General features: G+C 46.0%; 14 protein-coding genes and 1 rRNA gene. 6 read left to right on the forward strand and 9 right to left on the reverse strand.

Annotation, left to right across the window (positions count from 1 at the left end):
- Window positions 1-171 precede the first annotated feature (171 nt).
- Complete coding sequence (glpQ, locus tag PSI17_RS13705) at window positions 172-1,248, forward strand: glycerophosphodiester phosphodiesterase (protein ID WP_273552503.1); 1,077 nt, start codon at window positions 172-174, stop codon at window positions 1,246-1,248.
- A 113-nt stretch (window positions 1,249-1,361) separates the two neighbouring features.
- Here glpQ and epmA read toward each other — a convergent pair whose 3' ends face one another.
- The 3 genes from epmA to PSI17_RS13720 form a co-directional block, all read right to left on the reverse strand.
- The gene (gene epmA / locus PSI17_RS13710; RefSeq protein ID WP_273552504.1) at window positions 1,362-2,339 is read right to left on the reverse strand and encodes an elongation factor P--(R)-beta-lysine ligase; all 978 of its coding nucleotides are present in this window, start codon (window positions 2,337-2,339) and stop codon (window positions 1,362-1,364) included.
- 134 nt (window positions 2,340-2,473) lie between these two features.
- The gene (locus tag PSI17_RS13715) at window positions 2,474-2,830 is read right to left on the reverse strand and encodes a hypothetical protein (RefSeq protein ID WP_273552505.1); all 357 of its coding nucleotides are present in this window, start codon (window positions 2,828-2,830) and stop codon (window positions 2,474-2,476) included.
- A 48-nt stretch (window positions 2,831-2,878) separates the two neighbouring features.
- Window positions 2,879-3,208, reverse strand: a complete 330-nt coding sequence (locus PSI17_RS13720) for a hypothetical protein (protein ID WP_273552506.1) — start codon at window positions 3,206-3,208, stop codon at window positions 2,879-2,881.
- Window positions 3,209-3,925: 717 nt separating this feature from the next.
- On the opposite strand from PSI17_RS13720, the gene frdA reads away from it, so the two are divergent.
- From frdA to frdD, 4 genes are read left to right on the forward strand one after another with little or no spacing between them, the layout of a single operon-like run.
- Window positions 3,926-5,722: a fumarate reductase (quinol) flavoprotein subunit gene (gene frdA / locus PSI17_RS13725; RefSeq protein ID WP_273552507.1), complete on the forward strand. Its 1,797-nt coding sequence runs from the start codon at window positions 3,926-3,928 to the stop codon at window positions 5,720-5,722.
- Entirely contained in the window at window positions 5,715-6,473 is a 759-nt protein-coding gene (locus tag PSI17_RS13730) for a succinate dehydrogenase/fumarate reductase iron-sulfur subunit (RefSeq protein WP_273552508.1), read from the forward strand. The genes frdA and PSI17_RS13730 overlap by 8 nt, the downstream gene beginning before the upstream one ends.
- Window positions 6,474-6,487: 14 nt before the next feature.
- On the forward strand, window positions 6,488-6,883 hold the full coding sequence (gene frdC / locus PSI17_RS13735) for a fumarate reductase subunit FrdC (protein ID WP_273552509.1): 396 nt from the start codon (window positions 6,488-6,490) through the stop codon (window positions 6,881-6,883).
- A 13-nt stretch (window positions 6,884-6,896) separates the two neighbouring features.
- Window positions 6,897-7,253: a fumarate reductase subunit FrdD gene (gene frdD, locus PSI17_RS13740; RefSeq protein ID WP_273552516.1), complete on the forward strand. Its 357-nt coding sequence runs from the start codon at window positions 6,897-6,899 to the stop codon at window positions 7,251-7,253.
- Between the two features lie 112 nt (window positions 7,254-7,365).
- Here the strand turns inward: frdD and PSI17_RS13745 are convergent, their stop codons facing one another.
- The 5 genes from PSI17_RS13745 to PSI17_RS13765 all read right to left on the reverse strand — a co-directional run bounded on the left by PSI17_RS13745 (window position 7,366) and on the right by PSI17_RS13765 (window position 15,052).
- A complete protein-coding gene (locus PSI17_RS13745) occupies window positions 7,366-9,426 on the reverse strand; it encodes a TonB-dependent receptor domain-containing protein (protein WP_273552510.1) in 2,061 nt (686 codons plus the stop codon).
- Window positions 9,427-9,579: 153 nt separating this feature from the next.
- Window positions 9,580-11,355 (reverse strand): acetyl/propionyl/methylcrotonyl-CoA carboxylase subunit alpha, encoded by a 1,776-nt coding sequence (locus PSI17_RS13750; protein WP_273552511.1) that lies wholly within the window; start codon window positions 11,353-11,355, stop codon window positions 9,580-9,582.
- A complete protein-coding gene (locus PSI17_RS13755; protein WP_273552512.1) occupies window positions 11,352-12,980 on the reverse strand; it encodes a 5-oxoprolinase/urea amidolyase family protein in 1,629 nt (542 codons plus the stop codon). Before PSI17_RS13755 ends, PSI17_RS13750 begins: the two co-directional genes overlap by 4 nt.
- A 43-nt stretch (window positions 12,981-13,023) precedes the next feature.
- Window positions 13,024-13,791 (reverse strand): LamB/YcsF family protein, encoded by a 768-nt coding sequence (locus PSI17_RS13760; protein WP_273552513.1) that lies wholly within the window; start codon window positions 13,789-13,791, stop codon window positions 13,024-13,026.
- A 10-nt stretch (window positions 13,792-13,801) separates the two neighbouring features.
- Window positions 13,802-15,052, reverse strand: a complete 1,251-nt coding sequence (locus PSI17_RS13765; RefSeq protein WP_273552514.1) for an NRAMP family divalent metal transporter — start codon at window positions 15,050-15,052, stop codon at window positions 13,802-13,804.
- Between the two features lie 369 nt (window positions 15,053-15,421).
- Between PSI17_RS13765 and PSI17_RS13770 the strand changes: the two genes are divergently transcribed.
- Window positions 15,422-16,087 carry a GntR family transcriptional regulator gene (locus tag PSI17_RS13770; RefSeq protein ID WP_273552515.1) on the forward strand — a complete coding sequence of 222 codons (666 nt, stop codon included), beginning with the start codon at window positions 15,422-15,424 and terminating at the stop codon, window positions 16,085-16,087.
- Between the two features lie 56 nt (window positions 16,088-16,143).
- On the opposite strand, the gene rrf is transcribed toward PSI17_RS13770, so the two are convergent.
- Window positions 16,144-16,259, reverse strand: a 5S ribosomal RNA gene (gene rrf, locus PSI17_RS13775).
- Window positions 16,260-16,330: the final 71 nt, after the last annotated feature.

Below are 16,330 nucleotides of genomic sequence, written 5' to 3' on the forward strand. Positions count from 1 at the left end.
ACAGCTAGAATAAGATTAGATATATACCCTATAAACTTCAAGTTGCAGATCGCAAGACGAAAGCAGCTTGTTACCACCCTATTTTTCTGGCTGCTGACGAAAAATCAGTAACACGGTAAGTAACATCCTTTTTTGTTTAAGGTTTTTATTAGAATAAATGGAGAATCCCAAATGCAGACCCCCATCAAGGCAATTATGGCCGGTATTTTGTTAGCTTCATCAATGTCAGGTATTGCCCATGCAGCAGATAAGATTGTTATCGCCCATCGTGGTGCCAGTGGCTATTTGCCTGAACATACCTTACCCGCCAAGGCTCTGGCCTATGCACAAGGTGCGGATTATCTTGAGCAAGATCTGGTCATGACGAAAGATGACCAACTTATTGTACTGCACGACCACTATCTTGATCGCGTCACGGATGTCGCAGAACGGTTCCCGAACCGCGCTCGGGCTGACGGCCGTTATTATGCTATCGACTTTACCCTGCCAGAAATTAAGTCACTAAAATTTACTGAGGGTTTTGATATCAAGGATGGCAAAAAAGTCCAGAGCTATCCTGGGCGTTTCCCGATGGGAAAATCCGATTTCCACATTCATACCTTTCAGGAAGAGCTTGAGTTTATTCAAGGCCTGAATAAATCCACGGGCAAAGACATTGGTATCTACCCTGAAATTAAGGCACCGTGGTTCCATCGACAGGAAGGCAAAGATATCACAAGCAAGGTGTTGGACGTCCTGAAACAATATGGCTACACCCGAAAGAGCGATAAAGTTTACCTGCAATGCTTTGATGCCAATGAACTCAAACGCATTAAAAATGAGCTGGAACCGAAATTGGGGATGGATCTGAAACTGATTCAGCTTATCGCTTATACCGACTGGAACGAAACTTACGAACAGAAGCCCGATGGCACATGGCAAAATTATAGCTATGACTGGATGTTTAAACCCGGCGCAATGAAAAAAGTCGCAAAATATGCGGATGGAATCGGCCCTGATTACCATATGCTTATCGCCAGTGACTCCACGCCAAACCACATTAAACTGACGGGCATGGTAAAAGAGGCTCACGCCAGCCATATGGCGGTACATCCCTATACTATCCGTATCGATCAATTGCCAAAATATGCCACCAGCGGTAACCAATTGTTCGATATCGTTTTCGACAAGGCCAATGTTGATGGTGCATTCACCGATTTCCCTGATTTGGCCGTGAAGTTCCTGAGAAAACATCACGAACATAAATGATCAGTACGAGTCATGTCACAATGCGGATCATGTAAAAAGAATCATGTAAAAAAACAGAGGGCAGTCCAAGACTGCCCCTCTCGTGATTCCGGTAGATAACGTGAGTCATTGTGTTACGAAATTCCCACAGGAAAAGCAATCACCTCACTGATCCGTTCAGCACCCAACGCCAGCATAATCAGGCGATCCACCCCCAATGCGACACCGGCACATTCAGGCATCCCGTGAGCAAGGGCAGCAAGCAGGTATTCATCAATGGGTTGAACCGGCAACCCCATCGCTTCACGCTTACGGTTATCCTGTTCAAAACGCAGGCGCTGTTCATGGCTGTCAGTCAGTTCACGAAAACCATTCGCTAACTCCATGCCCTTGAAATAGACTTCAAAACGCTCCGCAACACGATGATCTTCCTTGCTGATTTCAGCCAATGCCGCTTGAGAGGCAGGGAAGTGATAGATAAATGTGGGCTTCTCAATACCAATCTGGGTTTCTACCCCCATGACGAAAAGTAGCTGCAATAAGGTATCCCGATCTTCCTCCTGATCAGCGATATTGCTGAGATCGAGTTTCGCCGCCACTTCACGCAATTTTTCTTTGCTTGCAGTCAGGGGATCAATCCCCAGATATCGCACGAAGGCCTGTTGGTAAGAAAGTGATTCAGCACTTTCACAATCCAAAATCTGTTGCAACAAATCATCCACTTCATTCATCAGGCGATACATGTCGTAGTGCGGGCGATACCATTCCAGCATCGTAAACTCGGGATTGTGATGACGACCAGCTTCCTCATTACGGAAACTTTTCCCCATCTGATAAATGGAACCACTGCCGGCGGCCAGCAGGCGCTTCATATGGTATTCAGGGCTAGTCATCAGGTACAGAGTCAAACCATCTGCCGCTCCCGGCCCAACAAACTGTGTCTTGAAAGGGACCAGATGAACGTCGGTGACAGTCGCCTGACTCATGGCAGGCGTTTCAACTTCTAACACCCCACGATCTGCGAAAAAGCGCCGTATTTCTGCTAAGATTTCCGCCCTTTTCAATAAATTGGCGATAGGGGCACTTGGCTGCCAATTCGCGATTTCGTTCATATTCCTATGACTCCAAAATAAAACAAAACGCGCAGTTTACTCATATCAAGGCCGCCAGACAAATTTTCAACACCAAATGGGTAGAACGCATTTTCTCCTGCCATTCTCGGTGATACAAGCGGATAAAATATTCCTTATCTATCATCTTCAGACCAAGGAGGATTCGGGTCAGGGGGAACATCCATATCTGGCGTTTCAATCATAATTCCTGAAATGTAACCAATTCCAACAAGGTTTAAGGATACAGTCAATGAATGGGTTAATGCTGACAGTAGTGTGAGATATATCCCACCTCCACCTATCTGCTGCTCAGGATATACAAGATGGTAATCGATATCATACGATATTTTTGGCGTCTTAAACCTAAAATTAATATTATTACCTGAAAAACCAGTCTCCAAAAAAGTAATTTCCGCATCGTTAACAATGACTTCTCCACTTTTCACTCTATTATCTGATGTTATTTTTTCTGATTTATCATTGCTGTTCATATTATTATTCCTTAAAGTTATTTTTCAGTTATAAGAAAATGCGTTATTTTAATTTTTTGGAAAAAATTCAACGCTTTCAATTAAAGCCATTCCCTGACTGGCCGGCTGTGTAGTGGCTTTTATTTTTACCTTATCTCCTTTCACTAAGGCATTCAATAACCCTGCATATGTTGCAATTCCTCTTATCTCTTCATGAGGGTATTTTAATTCAAAATAAATATACTTATATAATTCACTATAAACGGTGATTCTAACATTATTATTATAACGATCCAGAGAGTAAATCTGTAACCTACAAACTCTTAGATTGAAATACTCTGTGGTATATCCATTTGTGTTTGACGTCTCTGGCAAACAAGGTTTATCTTTAATATTCATATCATTACCTTTTAATCAAGTCGTTATGCAAAAACTTCATGTCATTAAATTAAAAATTAAAATCCCATAAAAACATAACCCTTTATTCTCCTTATAATAGAAAGGCATTATTTATTACCGGTTATAAATAATTTTTCATCATGGTGACACCCGCAAGTTATAAGGATTCATGACTCCTCGCAGAACAAGGGGTTAAGCAAGTGACCTACAATTCCGGAATGCTATTTGTATAAGTTAGTGTATTATTTTTCTCATGTCAAAAAACATTTGGATGATTAGGTTATCATGCTTATTCAATTCGTCAGATTGAATAACCTTTATATTCTTCTTATGTATTCATTCAAAAAAATCATGTATAAAATGACATTTCAATATAATAGAAAAACAGCCTGTGATTAATGGGCTTATTTAATAAACACTTTTTATTTTATTGCGGCATTATTTGATTATTTATTTCAATACCCCCCATGTATTTACATCCTGCCTGATTAATAAGTTTAATGTGTTATCTTCATTCCGGAATATAAAACACAAATACATAAAAACATGCTTCAGATCACCTTTTACCGGTAAAACTCCACAAAATCCGCATTCAAATCAAATTTAGCCACCGGATTATTCGCTATAATTAAACCATACAAAAAGTAACGGATAGTGAAATTAACTCATTATTTTTATTTACTTTGTTTGCTCCCACTTGAACAATGGAGAAGAGCAGTGCAAACCTTCAATGTCGACCTTGCAATTATCGGAGCCGGTGGTGCAGGGCTGCGAGCTGCCATCGCCGCTGCTGAAACCCATCCTCAACTTAAAATTGCCTTAATCTCAAAAGTTTACCCTATGCGTAGCCATACTGTGGCCGCAGAAGGGGGATCAGCCGCCGTCACTCAGTCGCACGATTCCTATGACTTTCACTTCAATGACACCGTATCCGGTGGTGACTGGCTGTGTGAACAAGATGTGGTTGAGTATTTTGTTAAACATTGTCCGACAGAAATGATCCAACTGGAACAATGGGGCTGCCCGTGGAGCCGCAAAGACGATGGCTCGGTGAACGTGCGTCGTTTCGGCGGCATGAAAATTGAACGCACATGGTTTGCCGCTGATAAAACCGGCTTTCATATGCTCCATACGCTGTTCCAGACTTCACTGAAGTACCCGCAAATCCAGCGCTTTGATGAGCATTTTGTTCTCGATATTTTGGTAGATGGAGGACAAGTGCGCGGATTAGTGGCGCTGAATATGATGGAAGGAACGAAAGTTCAGATCCGCGCCAACGCGGTCATTATGGCCACCGGCGGCGCCGGACGTGTCTACCGTTATAACACCAATGGCGGCATTGTCACGGGTGACGGCATGGGGATCGCATTCCGCCACGGCGTTCCCTTGCGCGATATGGAGTTCGTGCAATATCACCCAACCGGCCTGCCCGGTTCCGGTATTTTGATGACCGAAGGCTGTCGTGGTGAAGGCGGGATTCTGGTAAACAAGGAGGGGTATCGTTATCTACAGGATTATGGCTTGGGGCCAGAAACCCCGCTTGGCCATCCTGAGAACAAATACATGGAATTAGGCCCGCGCGATAAAGTCTCCCAAGCCTTCTGGCATGAGTGGCAGGCAGGCCGCACCATCGCCACGCCACGTGGTGATGTCGTCCATCTGGATTTGCGCCATTTGGGTGAGAAAAAATTGCTCGAACGCCTGCCGTTTATCTGTGAGCTGGCAAAAGCTTATGTCGGCGTTGATCCGGTCAAAGAGCCCATTCCTGTTCGTCCAACCGCACATTACACCATGGGTGGCATCGAAGCGGATCAACGGGGCGAAACCCGCATCACGGGATTATTTGCTGTCGGGGAGTGTTCTTCTGTGGGCCTGCATGGTGCAAACCGCCTCGGCTCTAACTCGCTGGCTGAATTGGTTGTATTTGGCCGGCTGGCCGGTGAAGAAGCGGTCAAACATATTCAGGCCGTGAAACCCGCCAATGACAGCGCACTGGATGCCCAGGCCCGTGATGTTGAAGATAAACTCAATAAATTGCTGAATCAGGAAGGCGGCGAAAACTGGGCGAAAATCCGCGATGAACTGGGCACTTCAATGGAAGAAGGCTGCGGCATTTACCGTACACCCGCGCTGATGCAGAAAACTATCGACAAAATTGCCGAACTGAAAGAACGCTTCAAACATATCGCAATCAGCGACCGTTCCCGTGTCTTTAATACCGATCTGCTCTACACCATCGAATTAGGCTTTGGTTTGGATGTCGCTGAATGTATGGCCCATTCCGCCATGAATCGTAAAGAGTCCCGTGGCGCCCACCAACGTCTTGATGAAGGTTGTACCGAACGTGATGATGAGAATTTCCTGAAACATACGCTGGCGTTCTATAACCCAGAAGGTGCCCCGCGCCTGCAATACAGTGAGGTGAAGATCACCAAGTCTCAACCCGCAAAACGCGTCTATGGGGGTGAAGCGGCGGCACAAGAGAAAGCACAGAAGGAGCAAGCGAATGGCTGAGATGAAAAGTATGAACATGGAAGTCATGCGCTATAACCCGGAAATTGACAGTGAACCCTATTTCGTCACTTATGAAGTGCCTTACGATGAGCAAACGTCACTGTTGGATGCCTTGGGTTACATCAAGGACAATCTGGCGCCTGACCTCTCTTACCGCTGGTCTTGCCGCATGGCAATCTGTGGCTCCTGCGGCATGATGGTCAACCGTGTACCGAAACTGGCCTGTAAAACGTTCCTGCGCGACTATACCCAAGGAATGTCCCAGGGAATGGCCGAAGGCATGAAAGTCGAAGCACTGGGCAACTTCCCCATTGAGCGGGATTTAGTGGTCGATATGACTCACTTTATTGAGAGTCTGGAAGCGATCAAGCCCTATATTATTGGCAATGATCGCAAACCCGCCGATGGCCCGAACGTGCAGACACCGGCCCAGATGGCGAAATATCATCAGTTTTCCGGCTGTATCAATTGTGGCCTGTGCTATGCCGCCTGTCCCCAATTCGGCCTGAATCCTGAATTTATCGGGCCGGCAGCGGTCACACTGGCACACCGCTATAACCTTGATAGCCGCGACCACGGCAAAAAAGCACGTATGCCACAAATCAACAGTGATAATGGAGTCTGGTCTTGTACTTTTGTCGGTTACTGCTCTGAAGTGTGCCCGAAACATGTCGATCCCGCCGGGGCGATCCAGCAGAGCAAGGCAGAAAGCGCCAAAGATTTCCTTATCGCCATGCTGAAACCACAATAAGGGAGGAGAGAGTAATGACGACGAAACGTAAGCCTTATGTGCGTGGTATGGAAGCGAATTGGTGGCGGAAGCTGGGTTTTTATCGCTTCTATATGTTGCGTGAAGGAACCGCCATTCCCACCGTTTGGTTCAGTGTTTTGGTGCTTTACGGTCTGTTTGCCCTGAAAGGTGGCCCGGAAAGCTGGGCAGGGTTTGTCTCCTTTCTGCAAAACCCGCTGGTGTTGCTGATTAATATCATCACGCTGCTGGCGGCGTTGCTGCATACCAAAACCTGGTTTGAACTGGCACCCAAGGCACTCAATATTATCGTCCGAAATGAAAAAATGTCGCCGGGGCCGGTTATCACGCTGTTATGGGCAATCACGCTTATTGCTACCGCCGTCATTCTCGGCGTGGCACGGTTTTTCTAACCCCAAGGAGGATCTGATGAATCAAGTCCCTAAGCGTTCCGATGAGCCGATTTTCTGGGGTCTGTTTGGTGCCGGTGGTATGTGGAGTGCCATCGTTGGTCCAGCCATTATCCTGCTGCTGGGTATCTTACTGCCGCTGGGATTGGCCCCCGACGCGCTGTCTTATGAACGCATCCTGACATTTTGTCAGAGTTTTATTGGCCGCCTCTTTTTGCTGTTGATGATTAGCCTGCCCTTATGGTGTGGCCTGCACCGTTTGCATCACGGTATGCACGACCTGCAAATCCCTGTTCCGGCCAGCAAGTGGGTGTTTTATGGTGCCGCCGCGATTTTGACGGTTATCGCTTTGATTGGGGTTGTTACGCTGTAGTGGCGATAGTTGTTGCGATAGATAGTTGTTGCGATAACGATAAGGATCATTTTGAAAAAAGTCTGCGGTTTACCCGCAGACTTTTTATTAACAGAATATCTTGCTACTTTTATCAGAACTTATAAGAAATTGTCGCTTTATAAGCGCGGCCTTTCTCTTCCTGCCCTTGATACGTATTCAGATAGTAAGACTGCTCGTTGTAACGTTTATCGAAGATATTATCGATACCAAGCTGAATTTCGGTGTTTTTGAATGTGCCCGCTTTCGGCGCCCAGGAAATATACATATCACTGACGCCGTAGCCTGGTTTACGTACATTCACAACCTGACCACTATCCGTTCCTTTTGCGTTTGCTGAACGGATAAAACGGGAATTCCAACCGAGTTCAATGTCAGTTCTATCAAACAAGTAGCTCCCGCCAACGGTGAAAGAATCACCAATAGTTGGTGTGAACTCTACTCTTCTGTCAAACAACTCATTGCCTCGCACGATTTTATTATTCGCTTTGGCGTAAGTCGCTCTTAAAGACCAGTTATCCAGTTTATATTTGGTTGCTAATTCAAACCCTTCCAGTCTGGATTTAGGAATGTTGTCCAGTCTTCTCTTAGCTAAGGTCGTAGACAGGTCTTTGAAGTTGGTCTGGAAGACTTTACCGATGACAGTGAATGAGTCATTCTCAGCAAAAACACTCGAATAGGTTCCCGCTACACCCGTTTCTAAGTTGTACCCTGTTGTCGCTTTCAAATTAGCATTGTGATTGCTTGGCCCCAAACCAATTTCTTTGCCCAACGGCCCCCTGAAGAGTTCGGTATAATTGGCAAATAATGTGGTTGACGCACCCAGTTCGTATTTCAAACCCAGTGCTTTTGAGATACGGGCATAGGTTCTCTCAAAAGGTTCAAGGTTTTTATTAATTGTGTTGTATTGGTAATGATCCCATCTGACACCCGGTATGACATGGAAATTAGCCAGTTGAATATCATCTTCCAGATAAACAGATGATGATTTTCCGGTTTCTACCGCTTTTTTGTGGACATTTTCTGATACATCAGTGTATGCCATTCTGGTATCAAAATATTCATACCCATAAGTTAAAACATGGGATAATTTCTGGGTATCAAAATTAGAGACATTACGCGCCCTGATACCTTGGGTTTCAACAATACTGTCAAATCCCTTTCCAGGCCCACCGACTTCTCTCATATGGTTGAAGCTTTGTTCGGTGTGATAGGCCGAAATTTTTAAATCAATGAAATCATTATCGACAGGAACATATCGGTAAGTGAGATTATACGCATCACGCTCTGAAGTGTACTTTCCTTTTCTCCCTTTATTGATATCCGAACCAAAATTCAATCGGAAATTAGTTTCTGCATCATTCTTATAATGTTCTTTGGATACAGTGAGGTACTGCTCATCCGTCAGATTGAATTTCGCTTTTAATAAATAATTAACCAGTTTGCCATCGGTAGGAATTGAGCTTCTTCCGCGGCTATCCCGACCCGATTCAGCATCATTAATATCACGGTGGTTAAAGTAGCCCAATAAATCAACAGCGCCTACTCTGCCATAAGTTGCTAAAGATTGCTGGAACTCAGAACCATTGCTGACATAGCTTAATTTGCCTTTTGCACCAAATAATTGGCCCGGCGCTAATAAGTCACCCGCATCAACGGTTTCAAATTTTAATGCACCGCCAAGGGCGCCGGTATCATAGGTAATGCTGTTAGTACCAACACTGACATCAATTTGCTTCAGCATTTCAGGATCGATGCCGTAGCTACCCGAATGATGGAAGTGATATCCCTCTTGCCTTGCACCATCAATAGAAATATTGATAAATTGATCATCCATGCCACGGATTTTAAAGCGCTGCCCTAAAGCGCTGGGGTGACCCGCTTGGACGCCCGGTACATTTTTTAAAATCTCACCGACACTTTGTGCCTGTCTGACTTTAATTTCGTTACGGTTGACTTTTCCACTCTCTGGTTCTGCATTGTTATCTGCAATAACAACGAGTGTATCGCCAATTGCTGTTGATTTTTTGGTTGATTCTTCGGTGGTTGCAAATGCGTTGGCAGAGAGAGCGACTGTCAGCATCGATGCGGACATCAAAGGAACACACAGGCCATTTTTCGCTAGGCTAGCGTAAATTTGGGTAATTTTAGTCATTTATTTTTAAGCAAAGATACTATTGAGAAGCATTATTATTTACATTTCTATGAGAAATGTAAATAACTTTAAAGGCGGGTTGGGATATATCTGGGTGCGGAAGGCAGGATCAACCGATCCTGCTGTTTTAACCAAGATAACTGCTCGATATCACTACTCTATCTGCGCCAGAACGGACTCTGCATCCTGATAATCGCCGGACTGGGCACAGAATGTGATTTTTCCTGCACAATGCGCATGGATTTGTACTTCCATTTTCATGGCTTCCATCACGGCAATCACATCGCCCTCACTGACTTGCTCGCCTTCTTTAACCACCCAGGAATGCAGGATACCGGAAATAGGGGCTTTGACCTGACGGTGATCTTCCGCCGGTTTTTCCTTGATGGCAGATTGGGAAGATGGCTGTTCACCAACAGGGGCTAAATGTGCCAATCCCGTCAATAAACCCGCAGGCAAGCCTAATTCATGCCTGCGGCCATCAATCTCAATAAACGTGCGGGTAATATTTTTATCTTCAATCGGCAACTGGCGGAGCGAAGCCGCCAGCTCATTCACAAAATCTGTTTCAATCCAACGCGTATGAACATTGAATGTCTCATCAGAAATAAAATCAGGGTGCTCCATTACCGCTTGATGGAAAGGCAAAACAGAGGCTACGCCACGGAGCTTAAACTCGTTCAATGCCCGACGTGCCCGAACAATGGCCTGCTCCCGGTTTGCCCCGGTGACAATCAATTTTGCCATGAGTGAATCAAAGGTTGCCGGAATGGTGGAACCGTTAATCACCCCAGAGTCCAGACGAATACCGGGGCCAGAAGGCGGGATAAATTCGGTGATTGTGCCAGACATTGGCAGGAAGCCTTTCGCCGCATCTTCCGCATTAATGCGGAATTCAAACGAGTGCCCTCTTGGTATCGGTGTCTCCTGAATGCTTAACGGATAACCTTCTGCTATGCGCAACTGTTCAATAACCAGATCCAAGCCCGTCGTCTCTTCGGTCACGGGATGTTCTACTTGTAAGCGAGTATTTACTTCCAAGAAAGAAAGTGTCCCCTCTGCGCTAAGTAAAAATTCTACTGTCCCCGCTCCCACATAATTCGCCTCTGCACAAATGGCCTTGGCTGACTGATGAATACGTTCTCTTTGTTCCTGCGTTAAAAATGGCGCCGGTGCCTCTTCCACCAATTTCTGGTTACGGCGCTGTAAGGAGCAATCTCGTGTTCCCAAAACCACCACATTGCCCTGTTTATCTGCAATCACCTGTGCTTCAATATGACGCGGCTTATCCAAAAATTGCTCAATAAAACATTCGCCACGACCAAATGCCGCTGTCGCCTCACGTACCGCTGAGTGATAAAGTTCTGCGACTTCATCCATGCGCCAAGCAACTTTCAGGCCCCGGCCCCCGCCACCAAAAGCGGCTTTGATGGCAATCGGCAAGCCATGCAGCTCGGCAAAAGCAACCACTTCCTGTACATTCCTGACCGGCTCTGATGTTCCAACAACCAATGGTGCACCCACTTTCCGGGCTATTTTACGTGCCTTAACCTTGTCACCCAGCTCATCGATGGTTTCAGGATCAGGGCCAATCCAAATTAAACCCGCATCTATCACTGCCTGAGCAAATTCCGCTCGCTCAGACAAAAAGCCGTAGCCTGGATGCACCATTGTTGCGCCAGAACGCGTTGCCACATCCAACAAACGAGGAATATTGAGGTAAGTTTCCGTCGGGCTATTTCCGGTCAGGGCATAAGCTTCATCAGCCAATTGGACATGTTGGGCATTGATGTCGGCATCCGCATAAACAGCAACTGTCTGGATTCCATAATCGCGGCAAGCCCGAATGATCCGAACAGCAATTTCACCACGGTTAGCAATCAGTACTTTTTTAAGGTTATTATTTAAATTATTCACGGTGGTGTTCATGGCAAATCATGGCTCCCTTGAATTTCATGGAATTGGCTGATGGGATTGAATCGAATTTTGGCATTAACGGGGATCTGACCAGCCAGATCGAGATGATAATCTGCGACTGAGGCAATCACCGGATACCCGCCTGTCAATGGATGATCAGCCAAAAACAGCACAGGCTGCCCGCTGGCAGGAATTTGTATTGCCCCTGCACACGTTCCTTCACTGGGCAGCTCTTGTTGCTTAGTTCTAGAGAGTGAGCACTTACCATTTAGCCTCAGACCCATTCGATTGGATTGAGGCGTGACCTGCCAAATCTGTTTGCTCAATAAGTCGATGGATTCTTGCGTAAACCAATCGGTACGAGGACCAAATAGGATATCCAATACCACGGTTTCATCTTTATTTGGCATGTCAAAAGCCGGCGTTTCAGAAACAGATATCGCGGCGCAGTGGGATGTTGCACCGATGGCTAATTTATCATTCATTTTCAATGGGGAAGGCCCGATATTAGACAACGTATCAAATGAATGACTGGATAAAATGGCCGGAACAGTGAAACCTCCGCGTACCGATAAATAAGAACGCATTCCCGCGACAGGCATACCCAACGAAATTTCGTCACCCTCGTTAAGATCAATCGGTTGGTAAGTATTCACATAGAATATTTCACCCGATGGCGTTTTAATTTCTATTGGACAGGGCGCCCCCGTCATCGCAATCAACACCTGCCCACGGGCGACCGCTTTAAATCCGCCCTGAACGATTTCCAGACAAACTTGGTCAGAGGCATTACCTACAATACGATTTGCACTGCGCAAGGCGCTTTTGTCCATTGCACCCGATTCCGAGACGCCCAATTTTGCCTGACCCACGCGCCCCAGATCTTGAAATAAGGTTTGTAATCCCACCGACACGATTTCCAGATGACAAGTCACCCCTGAAACAGGCGCTATGTTATTGCCAGACGTTTCAGGCAAACGAGTTTCAGGTAAGCCAGTTTCAGATAAACTGATTGTTGCAGGACGACGCCCGGCATCTCGAAAGTTAACCCGATAACCGGGTTGCAATAAGGCAGGAGATGAGCGGGAAAGATCCCACATACGTTCGGTTGTCATGCCGATAATTTGCCATCCTCCGGGACTCGCCTGCGGATAAATGCTGCTGAACTCTCCCGCCAGTGCCACCGCACCCGCCGGAATGCGCGTTCTGGGGGTTTCCCGGCGAGGGATATTCCACTGCGAGGCATTCGATACCATATAGGCAAATCCGGGGGCAAACCCAGTGAAGGCGACGGTATATTCATTTTCGCTATGTTGATGAATCACCTCCTGAACGGTACACCCCAATATTTCTGCAACCAACGCAAGGTCATCACCGGTGTAATGCACGGGGATCTCTATCCGTTTTCCCGTGGCATGACCACGCTCTTGCAAGTCTCGGTGACGGATTTCTGCCGCCAACTGTTGGCTCGATATTTTTGTCGGCCGAAAACGAATCATCAGCGTTCTCGCTGCCGGGATCATTTCTTCAATCCCCAAAACGGGTGACATATTCAGTGAATCAAGCAGAGCCAGTGTTTCTGCCAATCCACTCAATTCAACCATGATGGTATTGCAATTAACAGGTAAAAAACGCAAGGCTATCTCCCTAAATCATTCGCCGTATCAATGCGATCCATACTCATGGATGAATAAATGCCCGAATGGTCATTCCCGCCTGTTGTAAAACGGTTTTGACCTGTTTTGCCATCGCTACCGCAGCGGGGTTGTCACCATGCACGCAAATCGAATCCGCCTGAATAGGGGTAAATTTGCCATCAATGGACTCAAGCCCTCCTTCTGTCACCAATTGCAACATGCGTTGAGCAACGAGATCCGCATCATGCAAAACCGCACCAGCCTCACGGCGAGAGACTAATTCTCCTTGTGAGGTATAGGCACGATCAGCAAATGCTTCTGCGATGGTTTTCAGCCCTCTTTCCTGAGCCAACTTGAGCATGTTTGAACCCGCCAAACCGACCAACATCAGGTTGGGATCTATCGCCAAAATGCCGTCAATAACAGCAAGCGCCTGATATTTGTCATTCGCGATGGTGTTATACAGTGCGCCATGAGGCTTGACATAACTCACCCTGATGCCTGCCGCCGTGGCCAATCCCTGTAAGGCGCCAATCTGGTAAATAACATCAGCGGTAAGTTCATGACTGGCGATATCCATTTTACGTCGCCCAAAGCCAACCAGATCGGGATAAGAAACATGGGCACCGATTGCGACATTATTTTTCTGTGCCGATTTCAATGTCTGCAATATTCCGGCCGGATCACCCGCATGAAAACCACAGGCAACGTTAGCACTGCTGACAATCCCCAATATTTCTTCATCGTTGCCCATGCGCCATTGACCAAAACTTTCACCCAGATCACTATTTAAATCGATCGTTTTTATCATGATGATCCCCTTAAGCTGATTGCAAAAACTCAAAGATTGAATCGATAGACATGACAGCCATATACCATGTCAGCACACAAGTCAGCGCGCCTGACCACAGCAACCAGCGTGGATAGACATATCCGGCCATCAAGTCGGCGCGTTTCCAGCCAACATAAACAAAGATGGTCAAACCAAGAGGAAGAATGAGTCCATTAAAACCACCGGCGAAAACCAACAGCGCGGCAGGCGGCGTTCCCATTAAGAGATAAACGGCCAGTGATGCGGCAATAAAGAACAAAGTCGCCATATTGCGCTGGCGCTCAGTAAACTGCTTTCGAAAGACGCTGCAAAAAGAGATGGAAGTATAGGCAGCACCGATAATGCTAGTCATTGCCGCAGCCCAAAAAATTAAGCCAAAGATGCGCAAGCCAAATTCACCAATAGCGATCTGAAAGGCTTGTGAGGCAGGGTTTGCCGTTTCACTGGTCACATCAAGGGTAAAACCACTGGCAACCACGCCCAAGATAGCAAGAAATAACAGGTATCGCATCAGACCAACGACCAAGATCCCTTTGGTTGCGGCACTGGAAACAACGTTGATATTTTCAACGCCCACCGCACCTTTATCCAGTAAACGATGGGCGCCTGCATAACAAATGTAACCACCAACCGTTCCGCCAACAATCGTTGTTATCGTCGCAAAATTGATTTCATCAGGCAGTACGGTTTGTCGTAAGGCTTCTCCCACCGGCGGATTAGAAACTATTACAACAAATAATGTCATTCCTATCATGATGAGTCCCAATATCACCATAATACGATCAATGGCGACACCCGCTTGACGAGAGGTAAAAATGTAAATTGCCATCAGTGCACTGAATAATCCGCCCCATTTTGGCTCCAATCCCACCAAGGCATTAAGCCCTAATCCGGCTCCCGCAATATTACCGATGTTAAATACTAACCCACCGAGGATCACCAAAATAGCCAACAAGTAGCCACTTCCAGGGATCGCTGCATTAGCAATATCAGCCGATTGCATTCGGGTTAACGTGACAACTCGCCAAATGTTTTGCTGTACCACAAAGTCGATCAAAATCGAGGCTAAGATACCAAAGGCAAAAGCCGCCCCCATCGTCGCAGTAAATGTCGCTGTCTGAGTGATAAACCCCGGCCCAATTGCGGATGTCGCCATCAAAAAAATCGCAGCAATCAAAGACGAACGCCGATTTGATACAAAATCTGCCGTGTCTTGCTTCTCTGTTTCCTGCATAGCCATAGGCTATTTTCCCCTGTCATCATTATTGTATTTATTGTTTTCTAAGCAATACCTGTACCATTGTGGAACCATGTAAGAAAATTGTTTGATTAGAATGAATATATTGTTGAACAATAAATAAGATCTGACGAGGAAATAAGCAAATAGAATTGTATTATCGATCCTTAAAATCCAATAGAGATCACTTTATTAACATTTCCGATTGAATTTATCGTCAATACGCACAATCTAGGTGCAACTGACACCATAATATTGCCCCATATTGGTTCAATCGCTGTAACTTGCTGGTTATCGGGGAATATGTGAAGATCCGCTTTTATATACGCTTTGAAGGTGTTTGTTATCAGCCATTAAATCTAACGGATGACTATGAAAAAAAACCATTCTCCCCAGATTTTAAGCAAAAGAATCGCCGAAACCATCAGAAATAAACTGGTTGTTGGGGAGTTATTACCGGGACAACGACTATCAGAAGCTACACTGAGTGAGCAGCTTGAGATTTCAAGAAATACGTTACGTGAAGTGTTTCGTCTTCTTACGCAAGAAGGGCTGCTGAAACATGAACCTAATCGGGGCGTATTTGTTGCAACGCCTGATATTGCATCCATTATTGATATCTATCGGGTTCGGCAGCTAATTGAATGTCAGGCTTTGGCTCAAGCTTATCCAATGCACCCCGGCGTTGCCAAAATGAAACAAGCCGTTGAAGTCGCCCAACAATGCCGCAAGCAACAGGATTGGATTGGTGCCGGCACAGCAAATATGCACTTTCATGCCGCAATTGTAGAATTAACTGACAGTGAAAGATTAATTGCTTTCTATCACAATATCTCTGCTGAACTCCGTCTGGCTTTTGGCATTTTAAATGACCCTGAGCTTTTGTATGCACCTTATATCGACAAAAATGCGCATATTCTAGAACTGCTTATTTCAGGGCAAAATAAGGAGGCAGCTAAAAAAATGAAGGGCTATTTAGCATTATCAGAAAGGGCAATATTGGCGGCTTATACACGTAAAAATCACCAAATACCATAAAAAACCCAACGCAAAAAAGCCATCCGGTGAGGGATGGCTTTTCTGACTAAAGTGATGTCTGGCAGTGCCCTACTCTCGCATGGGGAGACCCCACACTACCATCGGCGCGACGGCGTTTCACTGCTGAGTTCGGCATGGGGTCAGGTGGGACCACCGCGCTATTGCCGCCAGACAAATCCTGTTTTCAATCCCGAACAAGCTGTTTATCATCTGAATTCTCTCTCACACAGCCCAAAACACCTT

The sequence above is a fragment of the Xenorhabdus sp. IM139775 genome (genome assembly GCF_028598745.1).
Lineage (GTDB): Bacteria > Pseudomonadota > Gammaproteobacteria > Enterobacterales > Enterobacteriaceae > Xenorhabdus.

Excerpts from the sequence above, each read along its gene's own strand:
- glpQ (WP_273552503.1), top strand. The coding sequence starts at position 172 with ATGCAGACCCCCATCAAGGCAATTATGGCCGGTATTTTGTTAGCTTCA.
- epmA (WP_273552504.1), bottom strand. The coding sequence starts at position 2,339 with ATGAACGAAATCGCGAATTGGCAGCCAAGTGCCCCTATCGCCAATTTA.
- PSI17_RS13715 (WP_273552505.1), bottom strand. The coding sequence starts at position 2,830 with ATGAACAGCAATGATAAATCAGAAAAAATAACATCAGATAATAGAGTG.
- PSI17_RS13720 (WP_273552506.1), bottom strand. The coding sequence starts at position 3,208 with ATGAATATTAAAGATAAACCTTGTTTGCCAGAGACGTCAAACACAAAT.
- PSI17_RS13730 (WP_273552508.1), top strand. The coding sequence starts at position 5,715 with ATGGCTGAGATGAAAAGTATGAACATGGAAGTCATGCGCTATAACCCG.
- frdC (WP_273552509.1), top strand. The coding sequence starts at position 6,488 with ATGACGACGAAACGTAAGCCTTATGTGCGTGGTATGGAAGCGAATTGG.
- PSI17_RS13745 (WP_273552510.1), bottom strand. The coding sequence starts at position 9,426 with ATGACTAAAATTACCCAAATTTACGCTAGCCTAGCGAAAAATGGCCTG.
- PSI17_RS13750 (WP_273552511.1), bottom strand. The coding sequence starts at position 11,355 with ATGAACACCACCGTGAATAATTTAAATAATAACCTTAAAAAAGTACTG.
- PSI17_RS13760 (WP_273552513.1), bottom strand. The coding sequence starts at position 13,791 with ATGATAAAAACGATCGATTTAAATAGTGATCTGGGTGAAAGTTTTGGT.
- PSI17_RS13765 (WP_273552514.1), bottom strand. The coding sequence starts at position 15,052 with ATGGCTATGCAGGAAACAGAGAAGCAAGACACGGCAGATTTTGTATCA.
- PSI17_RS13770 (WP_273552515.1), top strand. The coding sequence starts at position 15,422 with ATGAAAAAAAACCATTCTCCCCAGATTTTAAGCAAAAGAATCGCCGAA.